Origin of the sequence: Paraprevotella xylaniphila YIT 11841, assembly GCF_000205165.1 — a bacterium.
In the GTDB taxonomy this organism is placed as follows: Bacteria; Bacteroidota; Bacteroidia; order Bacteroidales; family Bacteroidaceae; genus Paraprevotella; species Paraprevotella xylaniphila.
Genome location: NZ_GL883837.1, coordinates 1 through 25,304 on the forward strand (window position 1 = coordinate 1; position 25,304 = coordinate 25,304).

Below are 25,304 nucleotides of genomic sequence, written 5' to 3' on the forward strand. Positions count from 1 at the left end.
CGTGACGCTGCCCAAACTGGCGCAAGCCCTAGTAGCCGCAGGGGTACAGAAGATACATACACATTATGGAAACCGGTACCGCGTGGCGGAATCGTAACTTTGGCTTATACCCCCATATCCTCCCGAAGGATTTGGGAGAAATTCCGCGCCCCGACATCGGCACTCAAATGATTCCCGTCATAAAAATCATCATCTGAAAAACGCGTGTCACCTAAATAATCCAACCAACGGACATTAGGATATTCAGAAGACAGTTCGGACAATCCGTTACGGAGTCGGCTCAACGCACAGGAATCCAACCTCGCATAATAATCTTCATGCACAGGCGGCACCACTATCCACAACTTTATTCCCTTTTCCCTGCACATCTCTGCCAAACGGCATATCCGTTCCATATTGCGGCCATAGCGCACCCCGTCCTTGTCCGACTGTACCAAGCCATTGTGCCCGGCAACCACAGAAGCAATCTTCTCCCGCCAATCAGCAGCCCGTTCCGACAAATCGAAGCTGTGGTCAAGCCCCAATGAGTCGCACAGCATAGTCTGCCCGTGCAACAGATAGAACTTCGACCATTTTCTCAATGAACGGGCACCGAGGGACAACAATTCACTATGCGGCAAAAAATCATCTTCCAAATGGATATCCAAATAGATGCCATGCTCCACAATACTCCATTCATCCGTCTCCACGTCATCGTCACTCCACAACGTATGGTAACACACTCCCAATATCACGTTTTCAAGCTCCGGCATATATTCCTGATATTGCCCGAACATTTGGAGGTTAAAACGCAACCATTGACCCGAAACAGCCAGATTATAAGTCCCGGACGGGAAACAAGAAGGAGCAATCCCGCACTCTGCCACGGAACTGCCCAAGACCAAGGTCTTGATATGCCTCCCTTGTTCTTCCATCAAACTCCGTTTGAAAGCATAAGTATTCGGTACACGGCGCAGCATGCACTCCATGCCTATGGCCAAAGCCAATAAGAAAGAAGAAAAGAACAATACATTCACAATGAACCGTTTCATGACTTCTTATTATTTAAAATTGGAAATAAATGAACTCTTCCTGTTGCCCGGACAACAAGAACGTCGCAATGAAAACCACGTAATAAAGCAACCAACGTACAGCCCTGTACTTAAACCAACCACCGGCACCGATTTGCAACCCGTGCTGCTTACCCCTCTGCAACCACTCGACACATAAGAGGATGCCTATATAAATCAACGGATCATTCCCATGGGCCGGAAGCCTGAACGTGAAATGTGTAAACATCCTGGCAATATATTCCCATGCCTGCCCTATCGTCTCGGCCCTGAATATCACCCAACCGAGAACGACAAGCAAGAATGTCATCAGCATCTGTAAGGCCTCTTTTACCGTAGGCAATATGCGCCCCTCGGCCACACCGTCCACATGTTTACGGTTCTTCCCGAAATAAAGCAAGGGGAAGAATAGCATGGCATGGTACGCCCCCCAACACACGTATGTCCAGTTAGCCCCGTGCCAGAATCCACTGACCAGAAAAATCACAGCCGTATTGCGCATGACTTTCCACCTCGCACAACGACTTCCTCCCAAAGGTATGTAAATATAATCACGAAACCATGTGGTCAAGGAGATATGCCAACGCCTCCAAAATTCGGCAATGTCGCGTGAGAAATAAGGATAGCTGAAATTACGCATCAAATCCACCCCGAAAAGGCGTGCCGTACCGATAGCTATATCGGAATATCCCGAAAAGTCGCCATAAATCTGAAACGTGAAAAACAATGCACCCAAGAACAGTTGCATGCCGTCGGCGGTCTGGTAATTGGCAAAAATCTCATTCACGGCATCGGCACAATTATCTGCCACGACCATCTTCTTGAACAGCCCCCAAAGAATCTGCCGCATCCCGTCTACTGCCGCCGCATAAGAGAATACCCTGGGCTTTAAAAACTGCGGAAGGAGGTGGGTCGCCCTTTCTATCGGACCGGCCACCAACTGCGGAAAAAAACTGATAAATGCAAAAAAGGCCACCACATCGTGGGTAGGAAACATTTTACGGCGATACACGTCAATCGTATAACTCAAAGCCTGGAACGTATAGAAACTGATGCCCACCGGCAAAAGGATGTCCCGGGTCACCCAGTCTACTTCCCAACCCAACATTCGGAAAAAAGCTGCAAAGTTCTCTCCAAAAAAGTTATAATATTTAAAATATCCCAGAATAAGAAGGTTCAATAGGATATTTCCTCCACATATCCATTTCCGCCTCAACGGATACGTATCATACTTTGCCAATAAAATGCCGCTGAAATAACTACAGAATGTAGTCAACGCCATTAGGAACAGAAACCGCCAGTCCCACCATCCATAGAAAACATAACTGGCCGCAACTATAAAAATATTCTTACACTTACCCCCCCCCCTAAAATAAGCCAATACACTGTAAATACAAGAGGGAGGAAGAACAAAAACTCAATCGAATTAAATAACATACCAAACTCCCATATCTATCTTATCATCACTATTTTTTATTCCAACACCACGCGCTCGGCTTCCACATGTTGACGAAGGAAAATGGAAGCTGATTCCGTAAATTTGTCAGGGCTTTCCGTGGTCAGGAAACGGCACGTGCCGCTTTGCGTACACAACGTTTCTATTTCCGTATGGCGTTGCAGGTAATCCTTCAGGCTATAAGCCACGTACTCTCCCTGGGGGACGATACGCACATTACGAGGAGTGTATTTCAGAATCTTGTTCAGCAACAAGGGATAATGCGTACACCCCAAAATAATGGTATCTATCGCAGGGTCTTTCCGGAGCAGGTTGCCGATGCGCTTTTCCACAAAATAATCGGCTCCGGGTGAATCGTATTCGTAATTTTCCACTAATGGCACCCACATGGGACAAGCTTCCCCGCTCACGGCAATGTCGGGATAAAGTTTCCGGATTTCCAACGGGTAGGAACCGGAACTGATGGTACCTGATGTGGCTAAAATTCCTACGTGACGGCTATGGGTTATCTGCCCGATACATTCTGCCGTAGGACGGATGACACCCAACACACGACGCGTCTCCCCCTCCATTTTGGGGAGGTCGTTCTGCTGAATGGTTTTCAAAGCTTTGGCCGAAGCCGTGTTGCAAGCCAATATCACCAGATGGCAACCTAAGTCGAAGAGTTTCTGCACGGCTTCACGCGTAAACTCATATACGACCTCGAACGAACGGGTCCCGTAGGGTGTGCGGGCATTATCCCCCAAATAAAGATAATCATACTGCGGCATCAACTGGCGGATCTCATGCAGGATGGTCAATCCGCCGTAACCGGAGTCGAACACTCCGATAGGCCCCGGCTTTTCAGTTAAAGCAACTTTCATGGTTCGACACTAATGGGCAACTGAAGCTTTTCTTTCACATAGTTCGTCACATCGTCGGCCATTGCGGGATTGATAAAAGGACAGGTATTACCGTCCGTATTGATAATATAGGCATACCCTCTTTCCACACCTACGGCACGAATGGCTTCGTTCAACAAGTAAAGCATGTCGGCCTGCAAATCCTTTTCCGCCTGCACGAGCAACTTCTGTGACTCTTCCTTGAAACGGATACTCTTGGTCAACAGGTCTTGCAGTTCATGCTGACGTTTCAACAAGATGTTCTCCGGAAATTCTTTCTGTCCTTGAAGGAATTCCGCAAACTTCCGTTGGAATTCTTCCTCACTCCGTTGGGCTTCCTTATCATATTTAGACTTCAAGCCTGCCAACTTTTGCCGGGAAACCTCATATTCGGGCATAGCCTGAAATATGGCATTGTAACTCAGATAACCGAATTTGCCCTGCGTAGCCTGCGCCTTGACCGCGAAAGGCAATAACAAAAAAGAGAGACACAAGACTAACTTATTCATTTTTCGCATCATGAACCGTATATTATTATACCGTAACAAAGGTATTCATTTTTATGTTCATACCGATAAAAAACAGCCTTTTTTTCTCGGAAAAACACATTTGCAAATAAAAGACTTCCCCGGCAGCAAATGCCACCGGGGAAGCCTGTATGCGAAAAGCACGAAAAATATCCCGCTTATTTCAAGCCCAACTTTTGCTTGATGTCAGCCGTCACATCCGTACTCAACGTCGTGCTGATATAAGGGATACCCGCCGAAACGTCCATGATATAAACATAGCCGCCCTCTGTCCCAATCTGCTTGATAACTCCCAACATCTTGTCGGAAATAGCCTGCATCTTCTGCTGCGAAGTCTCTTGCAAAGACTTTTGGTTGTCCTGATAGCTTTGTTGAATGCGGTTGTACAAATCCTGCAACTCAGCCTCACGACGCTGACGCACATTGTCCAACAGGTTTGCCTTCTCCTTGTCGTACTCCTCAGACTTTTTCTTCAGTTCGTCCTGCATACGTTTCAGGTCGTTCTCATACTGAGCCTGGAGCTGTTGGATTTCGGTCTGCGCCGTAGTATATTCCGGCATGAGTTGGATAATGGCACTTGAATCGAAATGGCCAAACTTCTGTGCAAAGATGCTCATCGGTACGAGCAACAATGCCATTAAAATCACTTTTTTCATCTTAATGTCTATTTTTTATATTATTATTTTTCATATAGCATGCAAATGTACGAATGTTAGTTGGAATATCCTAATTTCGCCAGTACTTCATTGCTTATATCTATCTTCGGAGAGGCAAAAATGATACCCGTATCGGACGCACGGTCCAAAATCAACGAATACCCCTTACTGTCCGAAAGGTCCTTTACGGCATTGTATATCTCATCCTGGATGGGAGCCATCAGGCTTTCACGTTTCTTGAACAACTCACCTTCCGGACCGAAATATTTCTTCTTCAACTCGGCTGCCTCCTTTTCCTTGGCTACGATTTCCTCTTCTTTCTTGGTTTTCTGTTCCGTACTCAGGAAGACGGCCTCACTTTGGTAATTCTTATATAAAACCTGTGCCTCTTCCGTCAATGCGTCCACCTCGGCCTGCCATTTTTTGGAGACTTGGTTCAACTGCTCGCTGGCACGCTCGTATGCCGGGATATTCTTCAGGATATACTCCATGTCGACCAACGCGAACTTCTGTGCCATTGATTGTGCGCCCACTATCATGAGCAAACACAACAAAGTGAATAACTTTTTCATCTTTCTTCTGTTTTTAAATTAGAATTCTTGTCCCAAAATGAAATGGAACTGGCTTCCGCCATATTGTTTGGAACCGAAGACATCATCGAAACCGTATGCCCAGTCGATTCCCAACAGACCTACCATCGGCAAGAATATACGCACACCGACTCCGGCTGAACGTTTCATGTCGAACGGATTGAAATCTTTCACGCTCGACCACGCATTACCGCCTTCGATGAAGGTCAGCGCATAGATGTTCGTTGAACCTTGCAGCATGAGCGGATAGCGCAACTCCAACGTGAAACGGTCGTAGGCATAACCCGTATATCCGCTTGGAGTCAAAGAACCGTTGTCGTAACCGCGCAAACCGATAGTTTCGGTAGCATACGTCGTAGAGTAACCGGACATTCCGTCTCCCCCGACATAATAGGTTTCAAACGGCGACTTCTTATACTTGTTATAAGCTCCCAACAACCCGAATTCCACACGGGTCATCAACACCGGGCATTTCACCGCACTGCTCAAAGCCGTGTAGGTGCGGAGTTTGAATTTCCATTTGTGATACTCGATCCATTTGTACTTCTCCTGCATCTCACGGTCGTAACTTGCGCTTTGGTAGTTGTTCGCGAGATTCTTGTAATCCTTGTTGTCAAACAAAGAATACGGGGGCGTCAATCCTACGGATAATGTAAACTCAGAACCTCGACGCGGATAAATCGGATTGTCCGTAGAATTACGGGACAATGCCAGATTCAACGCAATGTTATTGCAAGAACCATTTGCGATGAGGAAATAATTCCAATCTTTCAAAATATACCGTTGGTAAGAGAGATCGGCCGACAGTTGGAAATAATCGTCCGGCCAACGTAAACGCTTACCCCATCCCAACGACAAGCCGAACAGTTTCACGTACGAATCGGGGTCGAGGAAATTCTCATAATAGTTATACCCATTCGTACCATAACCATACAGGTAATTATAGTAACTGTTATAGTAAGAGGAGTTGTAATAGTTGTCGCTCACGTCTGTCTGTTTAGAGAAGAAAGCCGAGAACGACAAGGCATTAGGACGCTTGCCTCCGAACCACGGATTCATATAGTTGACACTGTACGACTGGTAATACTGCCCGTTCGTCTGTCCGCTGATACTAAACGTCTCGCCGTTCCCCTGTGGCAGTACCCCCCGGCGGAGCCCACCTTTTGAAAACAAATTGGCCAAACAGAAATTCGAGAACTTCAAGCCGATTTTTCCAATCACACCCGTCTGCCCGTAACCTAAAGAGAACTCTATCTGGTCGTTCGACTTCGACACCAATCCCCAATCGATGTCCACCGTACCGTCCGACTGCGAAGGAACGACCTTCGGGTCAATCTGTTCCGGGTCGAAATGCCCCATCGAAGCGATTTCACGATAGGAACGTTCCAAAGCCTCCTTGCTGAACAAGTCACCGGGTTTGGTACGCAACTCACGGCGAACCACGCTCTCGTACACACGGTCGTTACCACTGATGGCGATGTGGCGTATCGTGGCCTGCGGCCCCTCGAAGATACGGAGTTCCAAATCTATCGAGTCGCCGTCGATATTCACTTCCACCGGATCCAACCGGTAGAACACATATCCGTTATTGTAATAAAGATTACCCACGGCATCCTCGTCGGTCGACGTGCGCTCCTCCAGTTTCGTCTGGTTGTATACGTCTCCTTTCTTCATCCGCAACAAATTGTTCAATGTTGTCGTGGGATAAATCGTATTGCCGACCCATTCAATATTGCGCAGATAGTACCTTTGGCCTTCTTCCACCTTCACATACACGTCCACCGTCTTCTCATTATGAGGCACCACGCTGTCTTCCAAAATCACGGCATCCCGATATCCCAGTTCGTTATACTTCTTAATCAGGTTTTCCTTGTCTTCCTTGTACTTTTCCTCAATAAATTTCTTCGTACGGAACCAACTGCCGGGACGTCCTTTCTCGTTGGTCTTCTTGAAAACGCCCGGAACGAACATCGTTCCTTTTATCTTCTTCGTGCTCAAAGCATGGTTCCCCTCGATCGTAATGGAGTGTATCTTCACCTTCTCTTTCTTGTCGATGCGGATGTCCACGATGGTCTTGTCCGGTGCGGCCACATCATCCCGCTGCAAAATCTCGATTTCGGCATTCTTGTATCCCTTTTCATCGAAATACTTTTTAATCAAGAACTTCGCACGGTCTATCATGTTCGGAGTGAGCTGGTTGTCTTTCAACAGACCGATACGGTTTTCCAAATCTTCACGCTCTCCCTTTTTCACACCGCTGTAATTGATCTGCGACACACGCGGACGCTGTGTCAGCTTGATGCAAAGGAAAATCTTGTCTTCCACCACGCTATCCGCTTCTATCGAAACATTCGAGAACAAACCGTTACGCCAGAAACGCTTGACAGCATCAGTTATTTCTTCCCCCGGAATATCGACTTTCTGGCCGACCGTAAGCCCAGACAACCCGATAAGCATATAATCGTCATAGTTCTTTGCTCCCTCCACGGAAATTCCTCCGATAGTGTAGGAACGGGGCACACGGGAATATTCTACGGTTGGCTTGATTTGTTTTTCTCCCGTTTGAGCTTGCACGGATGAAATACCCGTACCCAATATTAATAATGTAAGGCAGATGCTCTTTACTGTTTTCATACGTCGGTGTTGCTTATTTTGTAGCCACTTGTTCACTGGTCTTGCCAAATCGGCGTTCCCGCGACTGGTAATCCGCAATCGCCTTGCGGAACTCTTTCTCATCAAAATCCGGCCAATAGGTATCACAGAAATAAAATTCCGTATAGGCACATTGCCATAACAGGTAATTGCTGATACGGTATTCACCGCCTGTACGAATCAGCAAATCCGGATCCGGCATAAAACGGGTAACCAAATGGGCTTCGATGGTCTCTTCCGTAATCCGGGACGGCGACAAAACACCTGTTTGCACCTCTTCAGCTATTTGCCGCATGGCCTGCGCCAATTCCCAACGGGAAGAATAGCTCAATGCGATGACCATCGTCATCTTCCCGTTAGCGGCCGTATGCTGCATACATTCTTCCAAACGCACACGCACGGCTTCCGGAATACGGGACATATCGCCGATTACACGGAAACGGACATTGTTTTTCATGAAAATCTCATCTTCAAGATGGTCGAGAATCAATCCCATGAGTGCCGCTATCTCGGGCACCGGACGATTCCAGTTTTCTGTGGAAAACGTATATAAAGTCAAGTACTTGACACCTAACCTGACAGCTTCCTCCGTAATCTTCTTCACGGTTTCCACCCCCTCCTGGTGCCCGGCCGTGCGCGGCAACCCTTTGGCTTTCGCCCAACGCCCGTTACCATCCATAATAATGGCCACGTGGCGAGGAACACGCGCAGCGTCTATTTCGTTGTTAAAAGACATATTTTATATTATTACAATTTACACACTTAGGGAACAGATCGTAAGTGACCGACAACATCGTAAACGAATAGCAGTCCTTGTTCTTAAAACCGCCACTCTTCACACCGTACGGATCGTGAAGTATCACCCCATCCATATTGGATACATCCAAACGGTCTGTTGTCGTAAAACGCATGCTCCATTCGAACCCGATATTCAACCGGGGCCTTACCTTAAACTTGACTCCGACTCCCACCGGGATATTAAATCCCGCATCGGCCTGTACCGGCTTGGGGGCCAATGTCAGTCCGGCTCCGATTAACATATAAGGAGTGATACGGCTGTATCCTTCGTAGCCGCGCCCGATACCGTATCCCCAGAAGTTAAATTCGAACTGGGCACCGAAATCTATCACATTGCGCTTGAAATGCGCCACGCCGGGCCTCCCCCCGTCAGCATCGCCGCTTCCAGCATTCTCGGGAAAGAAGTCTTTCCCCGTCTCACCCGATATATGCCCCAAAGCCAGGTTCCCTTTTATCGCCATACGAGGATTGAAGATGTAGCGCGCCACAACGCTTCCCATGGCTCCCAAATGAGCAAACGGCTTGCTGTTGGCATCGCCCAAATAAAAGCATCCGCCTACGCCGCCGCCCAACTCCATCCGGTAAATGTCGTCCTGCGCCTTGCCCCCCCAAGGAAGCCCCAACCACAAGCAAAACAATGTTACCAGAACCTTCTTCATCCCCGTTGTATCTATATTTAAGCCTGCCCGCTTGAATCAACGGTCTTCAAACCCCAACTGGTTCAACCGTCCGCGCCAAACCTCGCTGCCTGCAACAAGCCACACATGGTATTCGGCATCCACTGCGGCGGACATCAACACATCTTTTCCTTCCAAACCACCGGGCAGGACGTATACCCCGTCGGTTTTCCAAGTCACACCATTATCCCGGCTCACATACATATTGTCGAAAGCCTTATGGGCCGTCCCGTCCAGTGACTTACCGCCCAAAGCCAACAACACATCATCGTAACGCATGAGATTCAGGGATTGCAAACGGGGACAAGTATAACGGTTGTCCGGCGCGGCATTGAAATAAGCCCAAACAGCCGTTTCCTGCCCTGCGGCCAGACTATGGCTCCACACCGTGGCCGCCTCGTCTGATGGATAATCGTCCATGCTGCGGTTGCCAATCCACAACGTCCGCTCCAAGCCATTCTCTTGCGTATAAGAGACGGCTGCAAAATCCTGTACCGGCAAGAAAGCCGGCGTTTCGTCCAAAGCTTCTTCAAGCCATAACGCGCCATCCGCCGAACGCCAAACACGTCCGTCCGAAAGCGCATAAAGATGCGTCCTGTCGGCCACCAACAAACGTACGCTGCGGTCTGCCGCACATACGCTCCAATTCAGTCCGTCTTCCGAGCGCATCAACGTACCGTCCACCCCGCTCACATACAATTCATTGCCAAATACCACCAAAGTCGACACATCGGCCGCCGCACATCCCGACAAGGTCCGTTCGGTCCAACTTTTTCCGTCTGCCAAAGCTGTCGTAAACGCACGCACACCGCCATTCTCCCGGCTGAACAGCCATACGTATCCTTTCCACACCACCGTCTTTACCGCTTCCGCAGTCGACCATGCTGCCGGTTCCGCCACTTTTTCCCAGGAAAACACTTCTCCGTCTTGTTGGTGTACATTCACCTGCAAAGTATAATCGCGGCTTGCCGAATAGTCGGGCGAATATACCCGGAAAGTCAAAGGCGACGTAAAATCAATCGAGTCCGAAGTAGAATAAGCCTTCCACGCGTCCTCTCCCTCGGATACCTTCTTGTACACTACGGTTCCGGAAGATTCCACAGTGGCCAATACAGCTTTCACATCACTGTTTACAGGAAGAGAGTCTTTGTTGGCTATCGTCCCGTCTAACTGATTGACCGTCATAGGAAAGTAAGAAGCACTATAAGAAATGGTATAAGTAGTATCCCGACCGGCAGAGTTCACCGTCGTAATCTGCCTCTTCACATTCCCCAACGTAAAACTGCTAATATAACAATCAGAACTCAACACAACCTCGTCGTCGTCCTTACACGAGCATATCAATAACACGGAAAGCACGGCTAAAGACAATGACAATATGGATTTTTTCATAAATCTATCAATACAATATTATTTATCAAGGTACAAAAGTACGCACATTTTTTACTTTTACGAAACATAGAGCGTTGAATTATGCAAAATTTCGATAAATCGAAGTATTTTTGCGTTCATCCACACGATTATACGGCCGAACTGCCTCGCGACGAGAGTATATGAACCAACAAATGTCTTTCCACCTCTGTAGTCCGTATCCGTCCGTGAGGCCATGACGGAGACGGAACGCCCTCTTTTAACCATACCGGGGACTGCTCCACCCTGATTTCATCCCAAAGTCCGGCTGAAATGAAACTTTCCAGCAACCGACGTCCTCCTTCCACCAAAAGGGACTGGACTGACAAATGGTATAAATCATCCAAAACCTGCGGCAAAATATCCCGACTGAAATCCAAACGCACGCAAGTAACTCCCGCCTGTTCCCCGTACAGAGGATGAACCGACAAAGCATCCAGATACACGCGTGTTTCCGCTCCATCGTTAAAAAGAGCCAGATGCTTTGGAAGACTGCCATTCCGGTCTACCACCAAGCGTAAAGGAGATTTACCCGGCCAAAGCCTCAAATTCAGCAAAGGATTGTCGGCCAGAGCGGTCTGCCGCCCGACCAAAATAGCCTGATGACCCGCCCGGCAACGATGTACCAACATCCGGGTGTACGGCGTGGAGAATGCGTAAGGTTTTTCCTTTTCATAGTCCGTGCGCAGGCCATCCATAAAGCCATCGGCCGATTCAGCCCACTTCAACGTAATATAAGGACGACGGTGCGTATGGAAAGTCATGAACCTGCGGTTCAACGCCAGGCATTCGGCCTCCAACACACCGACCGTGACTTCAATGCCGGCCTCCTGTAATTTCCGTATGCCCCGGCCCGCCACTTTGGCAAACGGGTCCATGCACCCGACCACTACACGGGGAATCCCTTTTTCCACAATCAAATCGGCACAAGGAGGCGTCTTTCCATAATGCGAACATGGCTCCAGACTTACGTATATCGTACTCTCTTTCAACAGTTCCGGATTACCCACAGAACGGATCGCGTTCACCTCGGCATGCGGTCCGCCGCAACGCACATGATACCCCTCGCCGATAATCTTCCCGTCGTGTACAATGACAGCCCCCACCATAGGATTCGGTGCTGCGCCATAAAACCCGTTGCGTGCCAGTTGTATGCAACGGGACATGTATTTTTCGTCTGTTGTCATATCCAATCCGATAAAAATGCCTATTTTTGTCCGACAAACCCATCACAGAGATGAATGCTTCTTTCAAATATATCTTCGACAAGCTTTCCACAGCCTATCCCGAAAGGGAAGCACGCGCCATCGCACGTCTGGTATTGGAAACCCGTTTCGGCCTCACGCAAGTCGACATCTGCATGGGACGGGAGCGGACTTTCTCTTTAGAAGAACGCCGGGACCTTGAAAATATTGTGAAACGCCTGTCGCAAAAAGAACCTGTACAATATGTTTTAGGGCAGGCGGATTTCTGTGGCCGCACTTTCTCCGTGGCTCCGGGTGTCCTTGTGCCGCGTCCCGAGACGGAAGAATTGGCGGAGTGGATCATACGAGACGAAAAAGCATCTGAATTTTCATCGCCCCACATATTGGACATCGGGACGGGTAGCGGCTGCATAGCCATCACGCTGTCCCAAGAACTGCCGCAGGCACAAGTGTCAGCCATCGACATCAGCCCGCAAGCCCTTGCCATCGCCCGAGAGAATGCAGAGTGTTTAGGGGTCGCCGTGAATTTCCGGTGTCAGGACATTCTGGACTCTCCGTCCAAAGAGCAGGATTCCCCGCTTTGGGACATCATCGTCAGCAATCCCCCCTACATCTGCGAGCATGAACGGGAGGACATGGAAGAGAATGTGCTGCGCTACGAACCTTCGCAAGCACTCTTTGTCCCAGACCATGACCCGTTGCTCTTCTATCGGGCAATAGGGGAATATGCCGTAAAGATGTTGAAAGAAGGCGGACGGCTTTACATGGAAATCAACAGGGCATACGGACGGGAAACCGCCCGGCTCTTCCAACACCTCGGCTTACGGGACATCATCGTGAGAAAAGACTTATATGGCAATGAACGGATGGTAAGATGCAGAAAATGAAAGAACTGACCACACAAGAAGCCTTCAACAAGGCGGCAGCCTGCTGTTCCGGCGCGGAATACTGCCTTTCCGACATCCAAAAGAAGCTGGACAAATGGGGAGTCGGGGCTGCGCAGCAGAAGGAAGTGCTCGCACGCCTCCAAACGGAAAAATTCATCGACGAAGCCCGGTTCAGCCGGTGCTTCGTGCGCGACAAATTCAGGTATAACCAATGGGGGCGCATCAAAATCATGCAAGCCCTCCGGTTGAAGAACATCCCTGACGGTTGTTGCCGGGAGGCACTGGAAGAAATCGAAGAGGAGGAATACCAGTGTGTCCTCCGTAAGCTTCTGCAAAGCAAAGCCCGGAGCGTGAAGGCTGCTTCCGACTATGAGCGCAACGGGAAGCTCATCCGCTTCGGCCTCAGCCGCGGATTTGAAATGAATACCATTACGCGTTGCCTGCATGTGGAAAAAGAAGATTTTACATAGCCTCTCGCCGTACCTCCAAGCCCTTTTGGACTTTTTCTTCCCCCGGTATTGCCTTTGTTGCCGCAGGCGCATGTCGCCGGGCGAAGAGGTAATTTGTGTACGATGCCAGGCCGACCTTCCACGTGTCCGGACCGTCTCGTTTGAAGAAAACGACATCGCCCGCATATTCTGGGGACTGGTTCCCATCGAAAAGGGAATTTCTTTTTTCCATTACGCCCCACACTCTCCTTACAGCCGCATTTTGTTCGAACTGAAATACCATAACCATCCCGAAGTAGGGAAAACCATGGGGCGTATGATGGCCGAGGAACTGAAAGCCACAAGCTTTTTCGACGGGATAGACCTCATCGTGCCCATTCCCTTGTCCCGGAAAAAGGAACGGCAACGGGGCTACAACCAAAGCGATTGGATAGCATGGGGCATATCCGAAGCCACCGGCATCCCCACCGATACGACAAGCGTGGTGCGCACCAAATCCAATCCGAGCCAAACCACCTTGGACCACCGGCAACGGCGCGAGAACGTCCGGGACATCTTTGCTGTCCGGCACCCCGAGAGTTTGGAAGGCCGCCATATCTTATTGGTGGACGACGTCATCACCACCGGAGCCACCATGCTGTCCTGTGCCGAGACCATTGCCCGTGCCTGCCGCGTCCGCTTCAGTGTGCTCAGCCTCGCATGGGCCGGGCATTCGTAAAAAGCAGGAATCCGCTCATGTTCTTAAAGAAAAACACCCAACCGTTTTCCTTATTCAGAGATAAATTGTAAATTTGCCACATCCTCACCTTGAAGCAGTCTGACAAGCAGAAGCGGAGGGGTGGGACGACATATAGGAAAAGGCGTTTATCAGACGCTTTGTTCTTTTGACTCTTCAAAGTCTCGCAAACTTGAATCCCTGTCAAATGACAAAGCAACGATAGATGCCCATTGGGATATGTATTCATACAGCCCTTGTTGTGTCCGTTCGTCAGCACGGATGCAAACAGAGGGGGTGTACGCATATTCTGCGTGGGCTTCTGCGTTGCTCGTCCTTGACGGGGAGGCAATGCGAGACGCCTTGAAGAGTGGGACGAGCGACAGGTACAGCGACCCACGCTTTTTTGTATATGGCCGATGATTCCTTGATTAAACGCCGCTCCGGGGTTGCATAAGGCACAAAAAGTATAAATATGGAAAAACATTATCATGATGCCTTCTCCGGCGCACCCCCTCTCACATCCAATGGCACTCTCCTTCTGCTATCCCGTGCCTTATTCCTTGTGCTCTGCAGCCTATGGGGAGCAATGGCAGCCCAAGCACAAGATGACAGCTACCGTTGGACGGAGCAGAACGGCGTATACACCCTGACCGGCACAGCCCAAAAAGGCGAAATAGCCACCATTAAAGTCGGTTCGTTCTATGCCTCGGATGACCACGCAGATGCCACCGTGTATTTCCATGCCAGTGGCATCGATAGCCAAAAGGACAATATTTCACTGTTCTATCCGATTAAACAAGATGGCACAGGAAGCGACACCCAACACAGAGAACTAATCCAAGAAGGTTGGAATGATGTGTATCTGACAGCCCAACATGTGGAAGGTACCACCGCCAATGTACAAATCAGCCACATTGTCCTGCCGACAAACACGACCCACCCCGTCGAAGCCATGAGCAACATCTATGACATCAACGGAGACGGCAAGATGGAATTTTTAGGAACGGATTTCCGTTTCCATTCTTACCAATATCCGGGACTAATGCCTATGGAACAATACTCCATACCCGAAAAAGGGGAACATGCCCGACTGTGCAACCTGAACAACGATGCATTCCCGGACATCCGCTATTTGGAGGGCGGAACCATCGCCCTCTCCGGACAAGACGCTTCATGGCAAATTCCAGAAAATGTCAGCGAGGCCCCCTATCCCTGCGACTACAACAACGACGGGCGCATCGACCTGATGCACGACAACCGTAAAATATACCGCCAAGCTGCCGACGGCAGTTTCAACTCCATCGAAATCATACCAATCTCATCAGAAGAAGACACATTGGTATATAACCGTTGGGAATCACAACCCTCCTCCTCAGGCATAGGACTGGGCAACTTGGGCGGCGATGTGGGCGTAGCCATCGGTGGCTCCCCGTCAGCCCACGTCGCCACCTTCTCCAGTAACCGGGAATTCTATAGCATGGACTTCAACAAAGACGGACACGCAGACTTGATTGACGAATCCACCGGCACTTTATTGCTCAACCGGGGCAACAACCGTTTCCTTGTAGCCCCACAAAGCGGCAGGCTATATCCACGCGACTTGAACGGCGACTTCATCATGGACTACATCTGTTATGATGAGGAAACCCAGACGGTGGAAAGCATGGTGTTCCAAAAAGACGGGAGCATCAAAAGGCAAACGTTGATGAGCAACCTGGCCATGGACAAACGCATTTACTTCTGCGACTTCAACGCCGACGGCTATGTGGACGTACTTTTGCCTTTCAGCCATTCGTCAGCCACGGGGGAATACTGCTATCTGGTAATGGCCATCAACGACGGAAAAGGAAATTTCGCCATCAACGAAGACAACACCTTCCACCGCCAACTGTTTTTCATCGGATGCGCCGATGTAGACAACGACGGATGTTACGACATACTGGCTTTGGAAAAGAACGCAGACCGCAAAGTCTGGAATGGATGGGAATGCGACCTTTATTGGCTGAAAGGAAGCAAGGACATGCTTTTCAAGGAAATGCCGGACGCATTGATACCCACCCAAATCGTGCAATATGAATCTTCGGGAGGATTGGAGGGCGACGCCGAAGCTTACGTCGGCGATTTCGACAATGACGGTTTCTGCGACATCCTGGTCCATAGCATGTACTTTGAACGCCTTTCGGACAAGCTGCCTACAGCCTCAAACAGCTTCCTTTATTCTTTCAAACAGGAAGCCACAGCCGCCAACCAAGCCCCGGAGAAACCGGACATGCCGACCCTCGTGTCCGATGCCGCATCCGGGATGCTGCAAATCAACTGGCAACCGGGAAAGGACGACCTGACTCCAACCACCGACCTGACCTACGCCCTGCGCATCGGTACCGCCCCAGGCAAAGGGGACATCCTTTACGCCTGCGCCGACGAACAGGGACACCGCCTGAACCTCATGCCGGGCAATATGGAGTACAACTTGGACAAGACGCTCAACGTGTCCGGTTGGCGAAAAGGGGATTATTACATCGCCGTGCAGACCATCGATGCCATGGGGAAAGGCAGCGCGTGGTCGGATGCCGCCATCTACCGGCACGAAGTGGCGCATGCCCCGTTCTACATCGCGGACAAGGACATCACGACTGCCGACACGGCCATCATAGGTTATGACGGCCCAGCCGACCCCTCGCTCAGCTACGACTGGGATTTGGACGGCGGCACCATCATCTCTTCCGAGGCTTCAGGAAGCATCCTAAAAGTCGTGTTCGACCAACCAGGACAGAAACACATCACGCTGAGTGTGATCGACGCGGAAGGCAACACCAGTACTCCCCGGACAGACGACCTTCATGTCAGTGCCGTCCGGTTTGACAAAAGGACGTTAGGCAACCCCATCTATAGCATACAACAGATTGCCGACATCGACATAGACGGGCAACCCGAACTGCTCGCTTCAGACGGCGTGTACCAAACCACGGAAGGGCAAGACTTTGAAAAAGCACCGGGCATTTACAACACGAACCTGAATGTCAGCCTGAACTTTGCATGGGATTACAACCGGGACGGGCTAATGGACTTCATTGGCGGTATGAATGCTGAGAATGGGACATTCAAAGACAACCTGATGCTCAACCAAGGCAACAGGCGTTTCACCGTAACTAATGCCATAGGCGATGCATTCGTACCTAAAATAGGCATTAGTGATTTTTGGGAATACCCCATCTATGATTTCAACAACGACGGCTTGCCCGACTACCATTGGCGCAACTCGTCCGGATATTCCGGCCAAAACGATACCATCTATGAGAATACAGGAGACTGGCGCACGTTCGTGGCTCATCCCATCGACTGCATCGCCTATTCAGGTACCAGTAATGAATTCCAGTACGACTTCGTGTATGCCGACATCAACGGGGACAACCTGATGGACATGGCCGGTTGGGGCAAACAGTGGGACGAATACGGCCATTATTCCCATGACAGACTGGTGCTGTTCATCAACCAAGGCGGCTTCAAGTTCCAAAGGATAGATACCGACATCATCGACGATGACCATTGGCAATGGAGCTATCCGGCGTTTGCCGACTTGAACAACGATGGCATCAAAGACATCATCATAGAAGAGGAAGCCAATGTCGAAAACCGCATCTATCATATTTACCTCAGCCGAGGCGGACAAATTAACTATGACTCTCCCATAAAAGTGGAAGGTCCCGTGGGAACAACCCAAGACCTCATCTTCTACGACCTGGACAACAACGGATACCTTGATTTGGTCGGTACGCATTTGAACAGTTGGCTGTACAATTACGGAGGAGGAAAGTTTGAGTTGCAAACCACCGATGACGACAACGGTTCCTATATGCTATTTGGAAAAGATGCCAACGGAAAGCCCTTGTTCCTGAACAACGCCGGAGACGACATGAACACGGCCAACAGCCGCATTTCCAATACGCCACCGCACACTCCGCAAGGCTTGCGCGCCACGCAAGACGAAGACGGGTATCTCACCATATCATGGAACGCTGCCGAAGATGCCGAAACCCCGGCCTGCCAGATGCGTTATAACCTGAGCGTGAAAAAACAAGGGGCTTCCGGAGAAGGGGCATTCATCATCTCCCCGTTGAACGGGCTAAGCAATGAGGCCGCCCCTCTGCCCTCCCCATTGCAAGAACTGACGGGGACACAGATACGCATACCTGTATCTGCACTGCCGGTAGGCAAATATGAGATTCAGATGCAAAGCATAGACAGATGGTTCGCCACTTCGGATTTCACCACCCCCTTGGCGGTGGAAATCCTCCCTAAACCGTTATTGTCCTTGCCGCCACGCATCTGTCGTGACAAATCGGCCACCATACGGTATGTCGGCACAGGAGGAAAGAACATAAAGGTGGATTTCGGAGCCGATGCCACCGTATTGGACAGTAGCGACGGCCACACGTACGAAGTGGTGTGGAGCACAGCCGGACAAAAGACCCTTACCGTAACCGTGGACGGCATCAGCAGCAAAGTGTCCACCTATGTCAATCCCCCGTTGGACGCCACATTCACCCTGCCCGGAATCACGTTGGCCCACACGAAAACCAACTTTGAAATATCGGACGACATCTTCATGGCCAACCGGAGCGTAAGTTTCACCGTCAAGTCACAAGACGACAATGACTTTTATACTCCCGAGCACTATGGTATCAGTTTTGAACGGAAAGAAAACACGAAAGAGGTACGGGCCACATTCACGCATACCGGACATTATACCGTGCGCATGAACGTGGAAGACGATGGCTGCGGAAACATCTACCAAGAACGCGACATCGACGTGCTCGAAGGTATGGAAGCCCCGCAGATCGCCTTGGTCACGGTAGACCCCACGACCGGGAAAAACCGGATTAACTGGAAATTCAAAAACCTTCCGGATTACATTTCCACGGTCTGCATCTACAAAGAGGGCAGCCACTACAACCAATTCGACCTGATTGGCGAAGCACAACCGTCAGACGAGGGGTTCACCGACATGGCCTCCAACCCGGCCGTCACCACTTCACGCTACCGTATCTGCCTGAACACCAGTTTCGGTATACCGACGGAAAGCGGTACGCCCCACCAAAGCGTCCACCTGACCATCAACAAAGGCATGAACGGCAGTTGGAACCTGATGTGGAATGCTTACTCCGGACGCGACATAGACCATTACCGCATCCTGAGAGGCACCTCGCCTGAAACCTTAACCGAAATAGCTACCGTTCCGGGCAGCACCCAGTCATACACCGACCTCACAGCTCCCGAAGGCGTGGTTTATTATGCCATAGCTTATAGTGCTTATTACGAAGATGAATGGCAACCGATGAAGCGCAATCTCGCCATGGCTTCTGCCCAATCGAACACAGCCAGTGCAGCGCAAGCCCAAAACTTGCGGTTGGCCGAAGAACTGGCCGTCACGCATTTGGAGAAAGAGGCCGTATTGAACGAGCAACAAGCCAGCCTGCACCTGTATGCCCACATCTATCCTGCGAACGCCTCGTGCAAGAATGTGAACTGGACGATTATACAGGGGGAAGAACTGGCCTATGTCACCCCACAAGGACTATTGGTCGCCCATGGAACTCAGGCCGGGCAGATTATCGTACGCGCCACGACCATCGACGGCTCACAACTGCATCAGGACTTGACGGTAGAAAAAGCATCCTTCCCCGTCCCGGTAGAAAGCATCCGCATCTACCCCGAAGAGGAACTCTATATCGACAATAGCACCGGAGTGCAACGCATAGAACTGGCAGCACAGGTTTACCCGGAAGAAGCCACGAACCCGCAAGTCGCCTGGAACATTATCGAAGGCAGTGAATTCGCTTATATCGAAGAGGATGCTTCCGGACACACGTACCTCCATGCCACCCAAAACGGCAAGGGCACGATTGAGGTAAAATCACTGGCCTATCCCGAGATACGGGATACCCGTGCATTCCACGCCGTGGGATTCCCCGGAAGCGACATCCGCTCTTCCCGCGAAAACACCATCCACGTCTATCCGACCATCGTGACCGAAAACCTTCATGTCTGCCACATGCCGGACAACAGTGAAAAACAGATTCACGTCATCGGATTGGACGGACGGTGCAAGCATACGGAACAAACATGGGAAACGGACATCCGCATCCCATGCCACAGTTATCCTCCTGGCATTTACCTGTTAAAGGTAATCACCAACGGACAAACCGTAACGCGCAAGTTCATTAAGAAATGATAGCGTGCCCACTCATCTCCCTTGCCTCCCGCAGCCTCGTACCCGGGTTGGCAAGGGGTTTTTGTATGACATAAAAGCGCCCGAATTTTCTGCGCCAAACGCAAAATCATTCTCAGCCGAACGATTTTTCGTTTGGCGCAGAATGATTTTGCGTGCTGCCGCAAACAGTTTCATGCCGTATGCCACCTCGGCCACCCATACAATGAGATTGAACGAAAAAAGGGTTCACGTCCTTCATATAAACTGTGCTTCAACTCGTTACGGTGAACTCTCTTTCTCACAGCCTTCACCTGCCCTTCACGGAGAAGCAAGCGTCTCCACATGAGTGCTCAAGAGCCATAGAACGGTCTGAGCCAGACATGAATCTATACATTGAAAAAAGTTCTTTTTCCCCGAAAGGTCATCCTCTTCCACTACCTTTGCAAATACGAAGACAGGGTACAGTCCGGCACAGCCCAATTAAAAAACTCCGTTTTCATTTGCCCCTGCGCTCACCTTTCACTATCTTTGCAGCACGAATCATAAACTTAGGACAGTTATGGAAACATTAGAGAAGATCTTCGCAGCTAAGTTACTTAAAGTCAAAGCCATCAAACTTCAGCCGACCAACCCTTTCACATGGGCTTCCGGATGGAAATCCCCGTTCTATTGCGACAACCGTAAGACATTGTCTTACCCGGAACTGCGCAATTTCGTAAAAATCGAGATAGGACGCCTCATCGCCGAGCGTTTCCCTGAAGCCGACGCTATTGCCGGCGTGGCTACCGGAGCCATCCCGCAAGGTGCATTGGTTGCCGACTTGTTGAACCTGCCCTTCGTCTACGTGCGTTCCAAACCCAAAGACCATGGCTTGGAAAACCTGATTGAAGGCGAACTTCGTCCGGGCATGAAAGTCGTTGTCGTAGAAGACCTGATTTCTACCGGCGGAAGCAGCCTGAAAGCCGTGGAAGCCATCCGCAACAACGGTTGCGAGGTGAGCGGCATGGTGGCAGCCTACACTTACGGGTTCGACGTGGCCGCCCAGGCTTTCAAGGCGGCTAATGTAAAACTGGTCACCCTGACTAATTATGAAGCCGTAGTGGCAGAAGCCGTACGCATCGGCTATATCGACCCCTGCGACGTGGAGGTGCTCAACGAGTGGAGAAAAGACCCGGCCCATTGGAACGGTTAATCGTCTCATCAACAGGAAAACGGAAAAATGTCAAAACAACAATTTGAAAGCAACATCAAGCCAATTCCCTACGCGCAGTCGTGCGTCTATGCCAAACTGGCCGACTTGAACAACCTGTCCGTCATCAAGGAACGGTTCAACGACCCGTCGGTACGCACCATGATGTCGGGCCAGGTGCCGGAAGACAAGTTGAACCAACTGAACGAACGTATCCAGGAAATGACGTTCGACACGGACTCCGTGAGTTGCAAGATTTCCCCTTTAGGGGAAGTCTCCCTGCGAATCATCGAGCGCGAAGAGCCGAAGTGCATCAAGTTCGAAACGGTCAATTCCCCTATCCATCTCAACCTGTGGATTCAACTGTTGCCCACTTCCGAAACGGCATGCAAGATGAAACTGACGGTAGGGGCTGAACTCAACCCGTTCATCAAAGGCATGGTGGCCAAACCGCTGAAAGAGGGGGTAGAGAAACTGGCAGACATGTTGGCCATGATTCCATACGGAGCTTAATCACATCAAAGACAATATGGCAAGCAAACTTTGGGAAAAAAACACGGAAGTCAATCAAGAAATAGAAAAGTTCACGGTCGGCCGCGACCGTGAACTTGATTTGTATCTGGCGCGGTACGACGTACTGGGTTCGATGGCGCACATCACCATGTTGGAATCCATCGGACTGCTCGGCAAGGACGAACTGCCGGTGCTGTTGAAGGAACTGCGCCGCATCCATGCCGACATCGAAGCCGGGCGCTTCACCATCGAAGAAGGTGTGGAAGACGTGCACTCGCAAGTGGAACTGCTGCTCACCCGTAAACTGGGCGACATGGGGAAGAAAATCCATAGCGGACGGTCGCGCAACGACCAGGTATTGGTGGATCTGAAACTGTTCACCCGCGCACAACTCCAGGAAATAGCCGAAGAAGTCCGGGTGCTGTTCGAAGAACTGCAAGCCCAGAGCGAACGCTACAAAAGGGTGCTCATGCCGGGCTATACCCACCTTCAGGTGGCCATGCCCTCCAGTTTCGGATTATGGTTCGGAGCCTACGCGGAAAGCCTGGTGGACGACCTGCTTTTCCTTCAGGCTGCCTACAAGATGACCAACCGCAACCCGCTCGGTTCTGCCGCTGGTTACGGTTCATCATTTCCCCTCAACCGTACGCTGACCACCGAACTTCTCGGATTCGATTCGATGAACTACAACGTGGTCTATGCCCAAATGGGACGCGGGAAGATGGAACGCAACGTGGCCTTCGCCCTCGCAGGCATCGCCGGGACGCTGAGCAAACTGGCCTTCGATGCCTGCCTGTTCAACTCGCAAAACTTCGGTTTCGTCAAGTTGCCGGACAACTGTACCACGGGGTCGAGCATCATGCCGCACAAGAAAAACCCGGACGTGTTCGAGCTGACGCGTGCCAAGTGCAATAAAATCCAGGCACTGCCCCAACAGATCATACTCATCATGAACAATCTGCCGTGCGGCTACTTCCGCGACCTGCAAATCATCAAGGAAGTATTCCTCCCGGCATTCGAGGAATTGAAGGATTGCCTGCGCATGGCGGCCTACATTATCAATAAGATACAAGTGAACGAGCATATCCTTGACGACCCGAAATACGACAACATGTTCAGCGTGGAAGAGGTGAACCGGTTGGCCACGGGCGGCATGCCGTTCCGCGATGCTTACAAGAAAGTGGGACTGGACATCGAAGCCGGGAACTTTACCCCCGACAAACGCGTGCACCACACCCACGAAGGAAGTATCGGCAACTTATGCAACGACAAGATACATGGGCTGATGGAACAAGTGTGGAACGGTTTCAACTTCGCCCGCACCCGTGAAGCGGAAAACCGCCTGCTCGGAAAATAAGAAGCACCACAATAAAAGGTAAAAAACTCCGTTTCTTTGATATGAAAAGAATACGGAGTTTTTTTATCTTCACGGCATTGCTATGCCTCACGGCCTGCAAGGAGGACGTACAAAACACCTACTCCAACTATCCGGCCTATTTCGTGTACAAAAACGTCAACACCGTACCGCAGCTCAACGCGGCCCTGAACAGCTTAGGGGTCTATACGACCATCTGCCGCGACCGCGACCGTTTCCTGTTCACGGACGAAAGCGGACACACCACCCCGGTCAATGCCACGGCCATTGCCGGTAACTCTTCCATTCAAATGGGTATCGCCGGTTTTATTGCCGGCCTGCCCAACATCCCGGAATTGGGCAACACGGTTTCTTTGCCCGTCTGCTACGATTTGGCCTGCCCCAACTGTTATTCCGCTTACAACATATCCCGTGCCCTGCAACTGAAAGAAGGCGGTTATGCCGCATGCGTATCCTGTGGCCGGACGTACAACCTGAACAATCAGGGACAAATCAGTATCGGTGAGGAAGGGGTAAGCCTGTTCCGTTACCGTATCACGTATTCCGGCAACACGATGGTCATCAACAACCGGTAAAAAATAAAAGAAAAATTTGGTGTAAACTCCGAAATACGCTATCTTTGCAGCCGTAATACAAAAGTCCCCTGCGGAAATAGCTCAGTTGGTAGAGCACGACCTTGCCAAGGTCGGGGTCGCGAGTTCGAGTCTCGTTTTCCGCTCCAAGGTTGCTCGAATGGTGGAATCGGTAGACACGAGGGACTTAAAATCCCTTGGCCATTACGGCTGTGCGGGTTCAAGTCCCGCTTCGAGTACGAAAAAAATCGCAATCATCCGGCAAAGGAATGGTTGCGATTTTTATTTTATACGATAAATAGTAACAAGTCGTTCAAAACAAAAAAATGAGAACTATACTTCTGATATGCATTAGTCTGTTAGGTACTTTACCTACTGTTTACGGCCAAAACTCCATAGAGAAAGACCGTGATACGTTCCGTCGCGAAGCCGACCGGTTCTTGTCGGCCATGCCCGACGGGTTACAGGAACAACAGACCCAAGCCATACTGCAAGCCATACAAGGAGACACCGTACCCCTCACTCGTATCCGGGTATCACGTAATATTCCTATACCTTTACCAACCGACGTGAATGCCCTCCAAATCACTCCGTCCCTGCGCCTGTACACTCCCGTAAAAAAGAATCAAAGTCCTCTGCCTCTCCTCATTTACCTGCATGGAGGAGGATGGACATTCGGAAGCATTAACAGTTGCGCCCGGTTTTGCCAGACATTGGCCGCCACGGGCAATGTCATCGTGTTGGCAGTAGACTATCGTCTGGCTCCCGAACATCCGTTTCCGGACGGACTGGAGGACTGTATACGTGCCGTAAAATTGGCTCGCAAAAAAGCTTTGGAATGGGGCAGCTCACCGGAACTTGTTTCCATAGGAGGAGACAGTGCCGGAGGTAACTTGGCCTTGTCCGCCACGCTCAGTTTCTTACAGGAAAGCACATCTCCCATACGCTCCCTTTTGCTGTTCTATCCGGTGGTCTCCGCATGGAACGATGCCTCTCCCTCTTGGAATACCTATCAGAAAGGAGCTGCTTTAGACGGCCCTTTGATGGAAGCCTTCAACCAAGCCTACACGTGCGGTCAGGCTCAACATCCTTTCATCTCTCCCTCCCTTTGCCCGGACAGCCTGCTCTCACGTCTGCCCCGACTGCTTCTCGTGGCTGCCGAACGCGACATCTTATGCGACCAAGGAAAGGCTTTCACCGACCACGTGAAACGCCTCGGCGTGACAGCGCACCGTGAAGTATTGCCAGGCACCGTCCATCTGTTCATCACCGTACCGGGGCAGGATACAGCTTTCCGACATGCCGTATCTTTGGCAGAAGATTTCCTTCGGCCTTAACGGATTCCCGTTTAAAGATATTTAGTAAATATACTTATTATAAGTTATTCCTGCGTAAGGGAATGACTTATATCCGAACAATACACCCGATACACAACAAAATATACCGATATTTAAGTATTGACGAACATTCTCGAATGGGATAATTTTGT

At 50.3% G+C, this 25,304-nt stretch carries 19 protein-coding genes, 2 tRNA genes and 1 pseudogene; 11 read left to right on the forward strand and 11 right to left on the reverse strand.

The window, feature by feature from the left end; genetic code table 11:
- Positions 1 to 104: 104 nt before the first annotated feature.
- From HMPREF9442_RS05765 to ribD, 11 genes and pseudogenes are all read right to left on the reverse strand, one after another.
- Positions 105 to 1,031: a hypothetical protein gene (locus HMPREF9442_RS05765; RefSeq protein WP_008626357.1), complete on the reverse strand. Its 927-nt coding sequence runs from the start codon at positions 1,029 to 1,031 to the stop codon at positions 105 to 107.
- A gap of 13 nt (positions 1,032 to 1,044) precedes the next feature.
- Positions 1,045 to 2,486 (reverse strand): annotated as a pseudogene (locus HMPREF9442_RS05770) (MBOAT family O-acyltransferase).
- A gap of 36 nt (positions 2,487 to 2,522) precedes the next feature.
- The gene (murI, locus tag HMPREF9442_RS05775; protein WP_008626362.1) at positions 2,523 to 3,368 is read right to left on the reverse strand and encodes a glutamate racemase; all 846 of its coding nucleotides are present in this window, start codon (positions 3,366 to 3,368) and stop codon (positions 2,523 to 2,525) included.
- The gene (locus HMPREF9442_RS05780; protein ID WP_040602725.1) at positions 3,365 to 3,895 is read right to left on the reverse strand and encodes an OmpH family outer membrane protein; all 531 of its coding nucleotides are present in this window, start codon (positions 3,893 to 3,895) and stop codon (positions 3,365 to 3,367) included. The genes murI and HMPREF9442_RS05780 overlap by 4 nt, the downstream gene beginning before the upstream one ends.
- Before the next feature lie 176 nt (positions 3,896 to 4,071).
- The gene (locus tag HMPREF9442_RS05785; protein WP_008626365.1) at positions 4,072 to 4,569 is read right to left on the reverse strand and encodes an OmpH/Skp family outer membrane protein; all 498 of its coding nucleotides are present in this window, start codon (positions 4,567 to 4,569) and stop codon (positions 4,072 to 4,074) included.
- Positions 4,570 to 4,625: 56 nt separating this feature from the next.
- The gene (locus tag HMPREF9442_RS05790; protein ID WP_008626367.1) at positions 4,626 to 5,141 is read right to left on the reverse strand and encodes an OmpH/Skp family outer membrane protein; all 516 of its coding nucleotides are present in this window, start codon (positions 5,139 to 5,141) and stop codon (positions 4,626 to 4,628) included.
- An 18-nt stretch (positions 5,142 to 5,159) separates the two neighbouring features.
- Entirely contained in the window at positions 5,160 to 7,793 is a 2,634-nt protein-coding gene (locus HMPREF9442_RS05795) for a BamA/OMP85 family outer membrane protein (protein ID WP_008626369.1), read from the reverse strand.
- A gap of 13 nt (positions 7,794 to 7,806) precedes the next feature.
- On the reverse strand, positions 7,807 to 8,547 hold the full coding sequence (locus tag HMPREF9442_RS05800; protein WP_008626370.1) for an isoprenyl transferase: 741 nt from the start codon (positions 8,545 to 8,547) through the stop codon (positions 7,807 to 7,809).
- Positions 8,537 to 9,268, reverse strand: coding sequence for a type IX secretion system protein PorG (gene porG / locus HMPREF9442_RS05805; RefSeq protein ID WP_008626371.1), 732 nt, complete (start codon positions 9,266 to 9,268; stop codon positions 8,537 to 8,539). Before porG ends, HMPREF9442_RS05800 begins: the two co-directional genes overlap by 11 nt.
- 36 nt (positions 9,269 to 9,304) lie before the next feature.
- A complete protein-coding gene (locus HMPREF9442_RS05810; RefSeq protein ID WP_040602703.1) occupies positions 9,305 to 10,678 on the reverse strand; it encodes a DUF6242 domain-containing protein in 1,374 nt (457 codons plus the stop codon).
- A gap of 128 nt (positions 10,679 to 10,806) precedes the next feature.
- Positions 10,807 to 11,883 (reverse strand): bifunctional diaminohydroxyphosphoribosylaminopyrimidine deaminase/5-amino-6-(5-phosphoribosylamino)uracil reductase RibD, encoded by a 1,077-nt coding sequence (gene ribD / locus HMPREF9442_RS05815; protein WP_008626373.1) that lies wholly within the window; start codon positions 11,881 to 11,883, stop codon positions 10,807 to 10,809.
- A gap of 50 nt (positions 11,884 to 11,933) precedes the next feature.
- Between ribD and prmC the strand changes: the two genes are divergently transcribed.
- The 11 genes from prmC to HMPREF9442_RS05870 all read left to right on the forward strand — a co-directional run bounded on the left by prmC (position 11,934) and on the right by HMPREF9442_RS05870 (position 25,152).
- Positions 11,934 to 12,788: a peptide chain release factor N(5)-glutamine methyltransferase gene (prmC, locus tag HMPREF9442_RS05820; RefSeq protein WP_008626374.1), complete on the forward strand. Its 855-nt coding sequence runs from the start codon at positions 11,934 to 11,936 to the stop codon at positions 12,786 to 12,788.
- Positions 12,776 to 13,258 (forward strand): regulatory protein RecX, encoded by a 483-nt coding sequence (locus tag HMPREF9442_RS05825; protein ID WP_008626375.1) that lies wholly within the window; start codon positions 12,776 to 12,778, stop codon positions 13,256 to 13,258. Before prmC ends, HMPREF9442_RS05825 begins: the two co-directional genes overlap by 13 nt.
- Positions 13,233 to 13,955: a ComF family protein gene (locus tag HMPREF9442_RS05830; protein ID WP_253271039.1), complete on the forward strand. Its 723-nt coding sequence runs from the start codon at positions 13,233 to 13,235 to the stop codon at positions 13,953 to 13,955. Before HMPREF9442_RS05825 ends, HMPREF9442_RS05830 begins: the two co-directional genes overlap by 26 nt.
- A 472-nt stretch (positions 13,956 to 14,427) precedes the next feature.
- Positions 14,428 to 20,187: a T9SS type A sorting domain-containing protein gene (locus HMPREF9442_RS05835; RefSeq protein ID WP_008626378.1), complete on the forward strand. Its 5,760-nt coding sequence runs from the start codon at positions 14,428 to 14,430 to the stop codon at positions 20,185 to 20,187.
- 538 nt (positions 20,188 to 20,725) lie between these two features.
- Positions 20,726 to 21,358 (forward strand): orotate phosphoribosyltransferase, encoded by a 633-nt coding sequence (gene pyrE, locus HMPREF9442_RS05840; RefSeq protein ID WP_008626385.1) that lies wholly within the window; start codon positions 20,726 to 20,728, stop codon positions 21,356 to 21,358.
- A 27-nt stretch (positions 21,359 to 21,385) separates the two neighbouring features.
- Positions 21,386 to 21,868 (forward strand): hypothetical protein, encoded by a 483-nt coding sequence (locus tag HMPREF9442_RS05845; protein WP_008626386.1) that lies wholly within the window; start codon positions 21,386 to 21,388, stop codon positions 21,866 to 21,868.
- Between the two features lie 16 nt (positions 21,869 to 21,884).
- Positions 21,885 to 23,225, forward strand: coding sequence for an argininosuccinate lyase (gene argH / locus HMPREF9442_RS05850; RefSeq protein WP_008626388.1), 1,341 nt, complete (start codon positions 21,885 to 21,887; stop codon positions 23,223 to 23,225).
- Between the two features lie 41 nt (positions 23,226 to 23,266).
- Positions 23,267 to 23,818 (forward strand): hypothetical protein, encoded by a 552-nt coding sequence (locus HMPREF9442_RS16430; RefSeq protein ID WP_008626398.1) that lies wholly within the window; start codon positions 23,267 to 23,269, stop codon positions 23,816 to 23,818.
- 70 nt (positions 23,819 to 23,888) lie between these two features.
- Positions 23,889 to 23,964 (forward strand) — tRNA-Gly (locus HMPREF9442_RS05860).
- A gap of 5 nt (positions 23,965 to 23,969) precedes the next feature.
- Positions 23,970 to 24,054, forward strand: a tRNA-Leu gene (locus HMPREF9442_RS05865).
- An 87-nt stretch (positions 24,055 to 24,141) separates the two neighbouring features.
- The gene (locus HMPREF9442_RS05870; RefSeq protein ID WP_008626399.1) at positions 24,142 to 25,152 is read left to right on the forward strand and encodes an alpha/beta hydrolase; all 1,011 of its coding nucleotides are present in this window, start codon (positions 24,142 to 24,144) and stop codon (positions 25,150 to 25,152) included.
- Positions 25,153 to 25,304: the final 152 nt, after the last annotated feature.

Excerpts from the sequence above, each read along its gene's own strand:
- argH (WP_008626388.1), top strand. The coding sequence starts at position 21,885 with ATGGCAAGCAAACTTTGGGAAAAAAACACGGAAGTCAATCAAGAAATA.
- murI (WP_008626362.1), bottom strand. The coding sequence starts at position 3,368 with ATGAAAGTTGCTTTAACTGAAAAGCCGGGGCCTATCGGAGTGTTCGAC.
- ribD (WP_008626373.1), bottom strand. The coding sequence starts at position 11,883 with ATGACAACAGACGAAAAATACATGTCCCGTTGCATACAACTGGCACGC.
- HMPREF9442_RS05795 (WP_008626369.1), bottom strand. The coding sequence starts at position 7,793 with ATGAAAACAGTAAAGAGCATCTGCCTTACATTATTAATATTGGGTACG.
- HMPREF9442_RS05785 (WP_008626365.1), bottom strand. The coding sequence starts at position 4,569 with ATGAAAAAAGTGATTTTAATGGCATTGTTGCTCGTACCGATGAGCATC.
- HMPREF9442_RS05835 (WP_008626378.1), top strand. The coding sequence starts at position 14,428 with ATGGAAAAACATTATCATGATGCCTTCTCCGGCGCACCCCCTCTCACA.
- HMPREF9442_RS05810 (WP_040602703.1), bottom strand. The coding sequence starts at position 10,678 with ATGAAAAAATCCATATTGTCATTGTCTTTAGCCGTGCTTTCCGTGTTA.
- HMPREF9442_RS05780 (WP_040602725.1), bottom strand. The coding sequence starts at position 3,895 with ATGAATAAGTTAGTCTTGTGTCTCTCTTTTTTGTTATTGCCTTTCGCG.
- HMPREF9442_RS05800 (WP_008626370.1), bottom strand. The coding sequence starts at position 8,547 with ATGTCTTTTAACAACGAAATAGACGCTGCGCGTGTTCCTCGCCACGTG.
- HMPREF9442_RS05765 (WP_008626357.1), bottom strand. The coding sequence starts at position 1,031 with ATGAAACGGTTCATTGTGAATGTATTGTTCTTTTCTTCTTTCTTATTG.
- HMPREF9442_RS16430 (WP_008626398.1), top strand. The coding sequence starts at position 23,267 with ATGAAAAGAATACGGAGTTTTTTTATCTTCACGGCATTGCTATGCCTC.
- pyrE (WP_008626385.1), top strand. The coding sequence starts at position 20,726 with ATGGAAACATTAGAGAAGATCTTCGCAGCTAAGTTACTTAAAGTCAAA.
- HMPREF9442_RS05870 (WP_008626399.1), top strand. The coding sequence starts at position 24,142 with ATGAGAACTATACTTCTGATATGCATTAGTCTGTTAGGTACTTTACCT.
- prmC (WP_008626374.1), top strand. The coding sequence starts at position 11,934 with ATGAATGCTTCTTTCAAATATATCTTCGACAAGCTTTCCACAGCCTAT.
- HMPREF9442_RS05845 (WP_008626386.1), top strand. The coding sequence starts at position 21,386 with ATGTCAAAACAACAATTTGAAAGCAACATCAAGCCAATTCCCTACGCG.
- porG (WP_008626371.1), bottom strand. The coding sequence starts at position 9,268 with ATGAAGAAGGTTCTGGTAACATTGTTTTGCTTGTGGTTGGGGCTTCCT.
- HMPREF9442_RS05825 (WP_008626375.1), top strand. The coding sequence starts at position 12,776 with ATGCAGAAAATGAAAGAACTGACCACACAAGAAGCCTTCAACAAGGCG.
- HMPREF9442_RS05790 (WP_008626367.1), bottom strand. The coding sequence starts at position 5,141 with ATGAAAAAGTTATTCACTTTGTTGTGTTTGCTCATGATAGTGGGCGCA.
- HMPREF9442_RS05830 (WP_253271039.1), top strand. The coding sequence starts at position 13,233 with ATGTGGAAAAAGAAGATTTTACATAGCCTCTCGCCGTACCTCCAAGCC.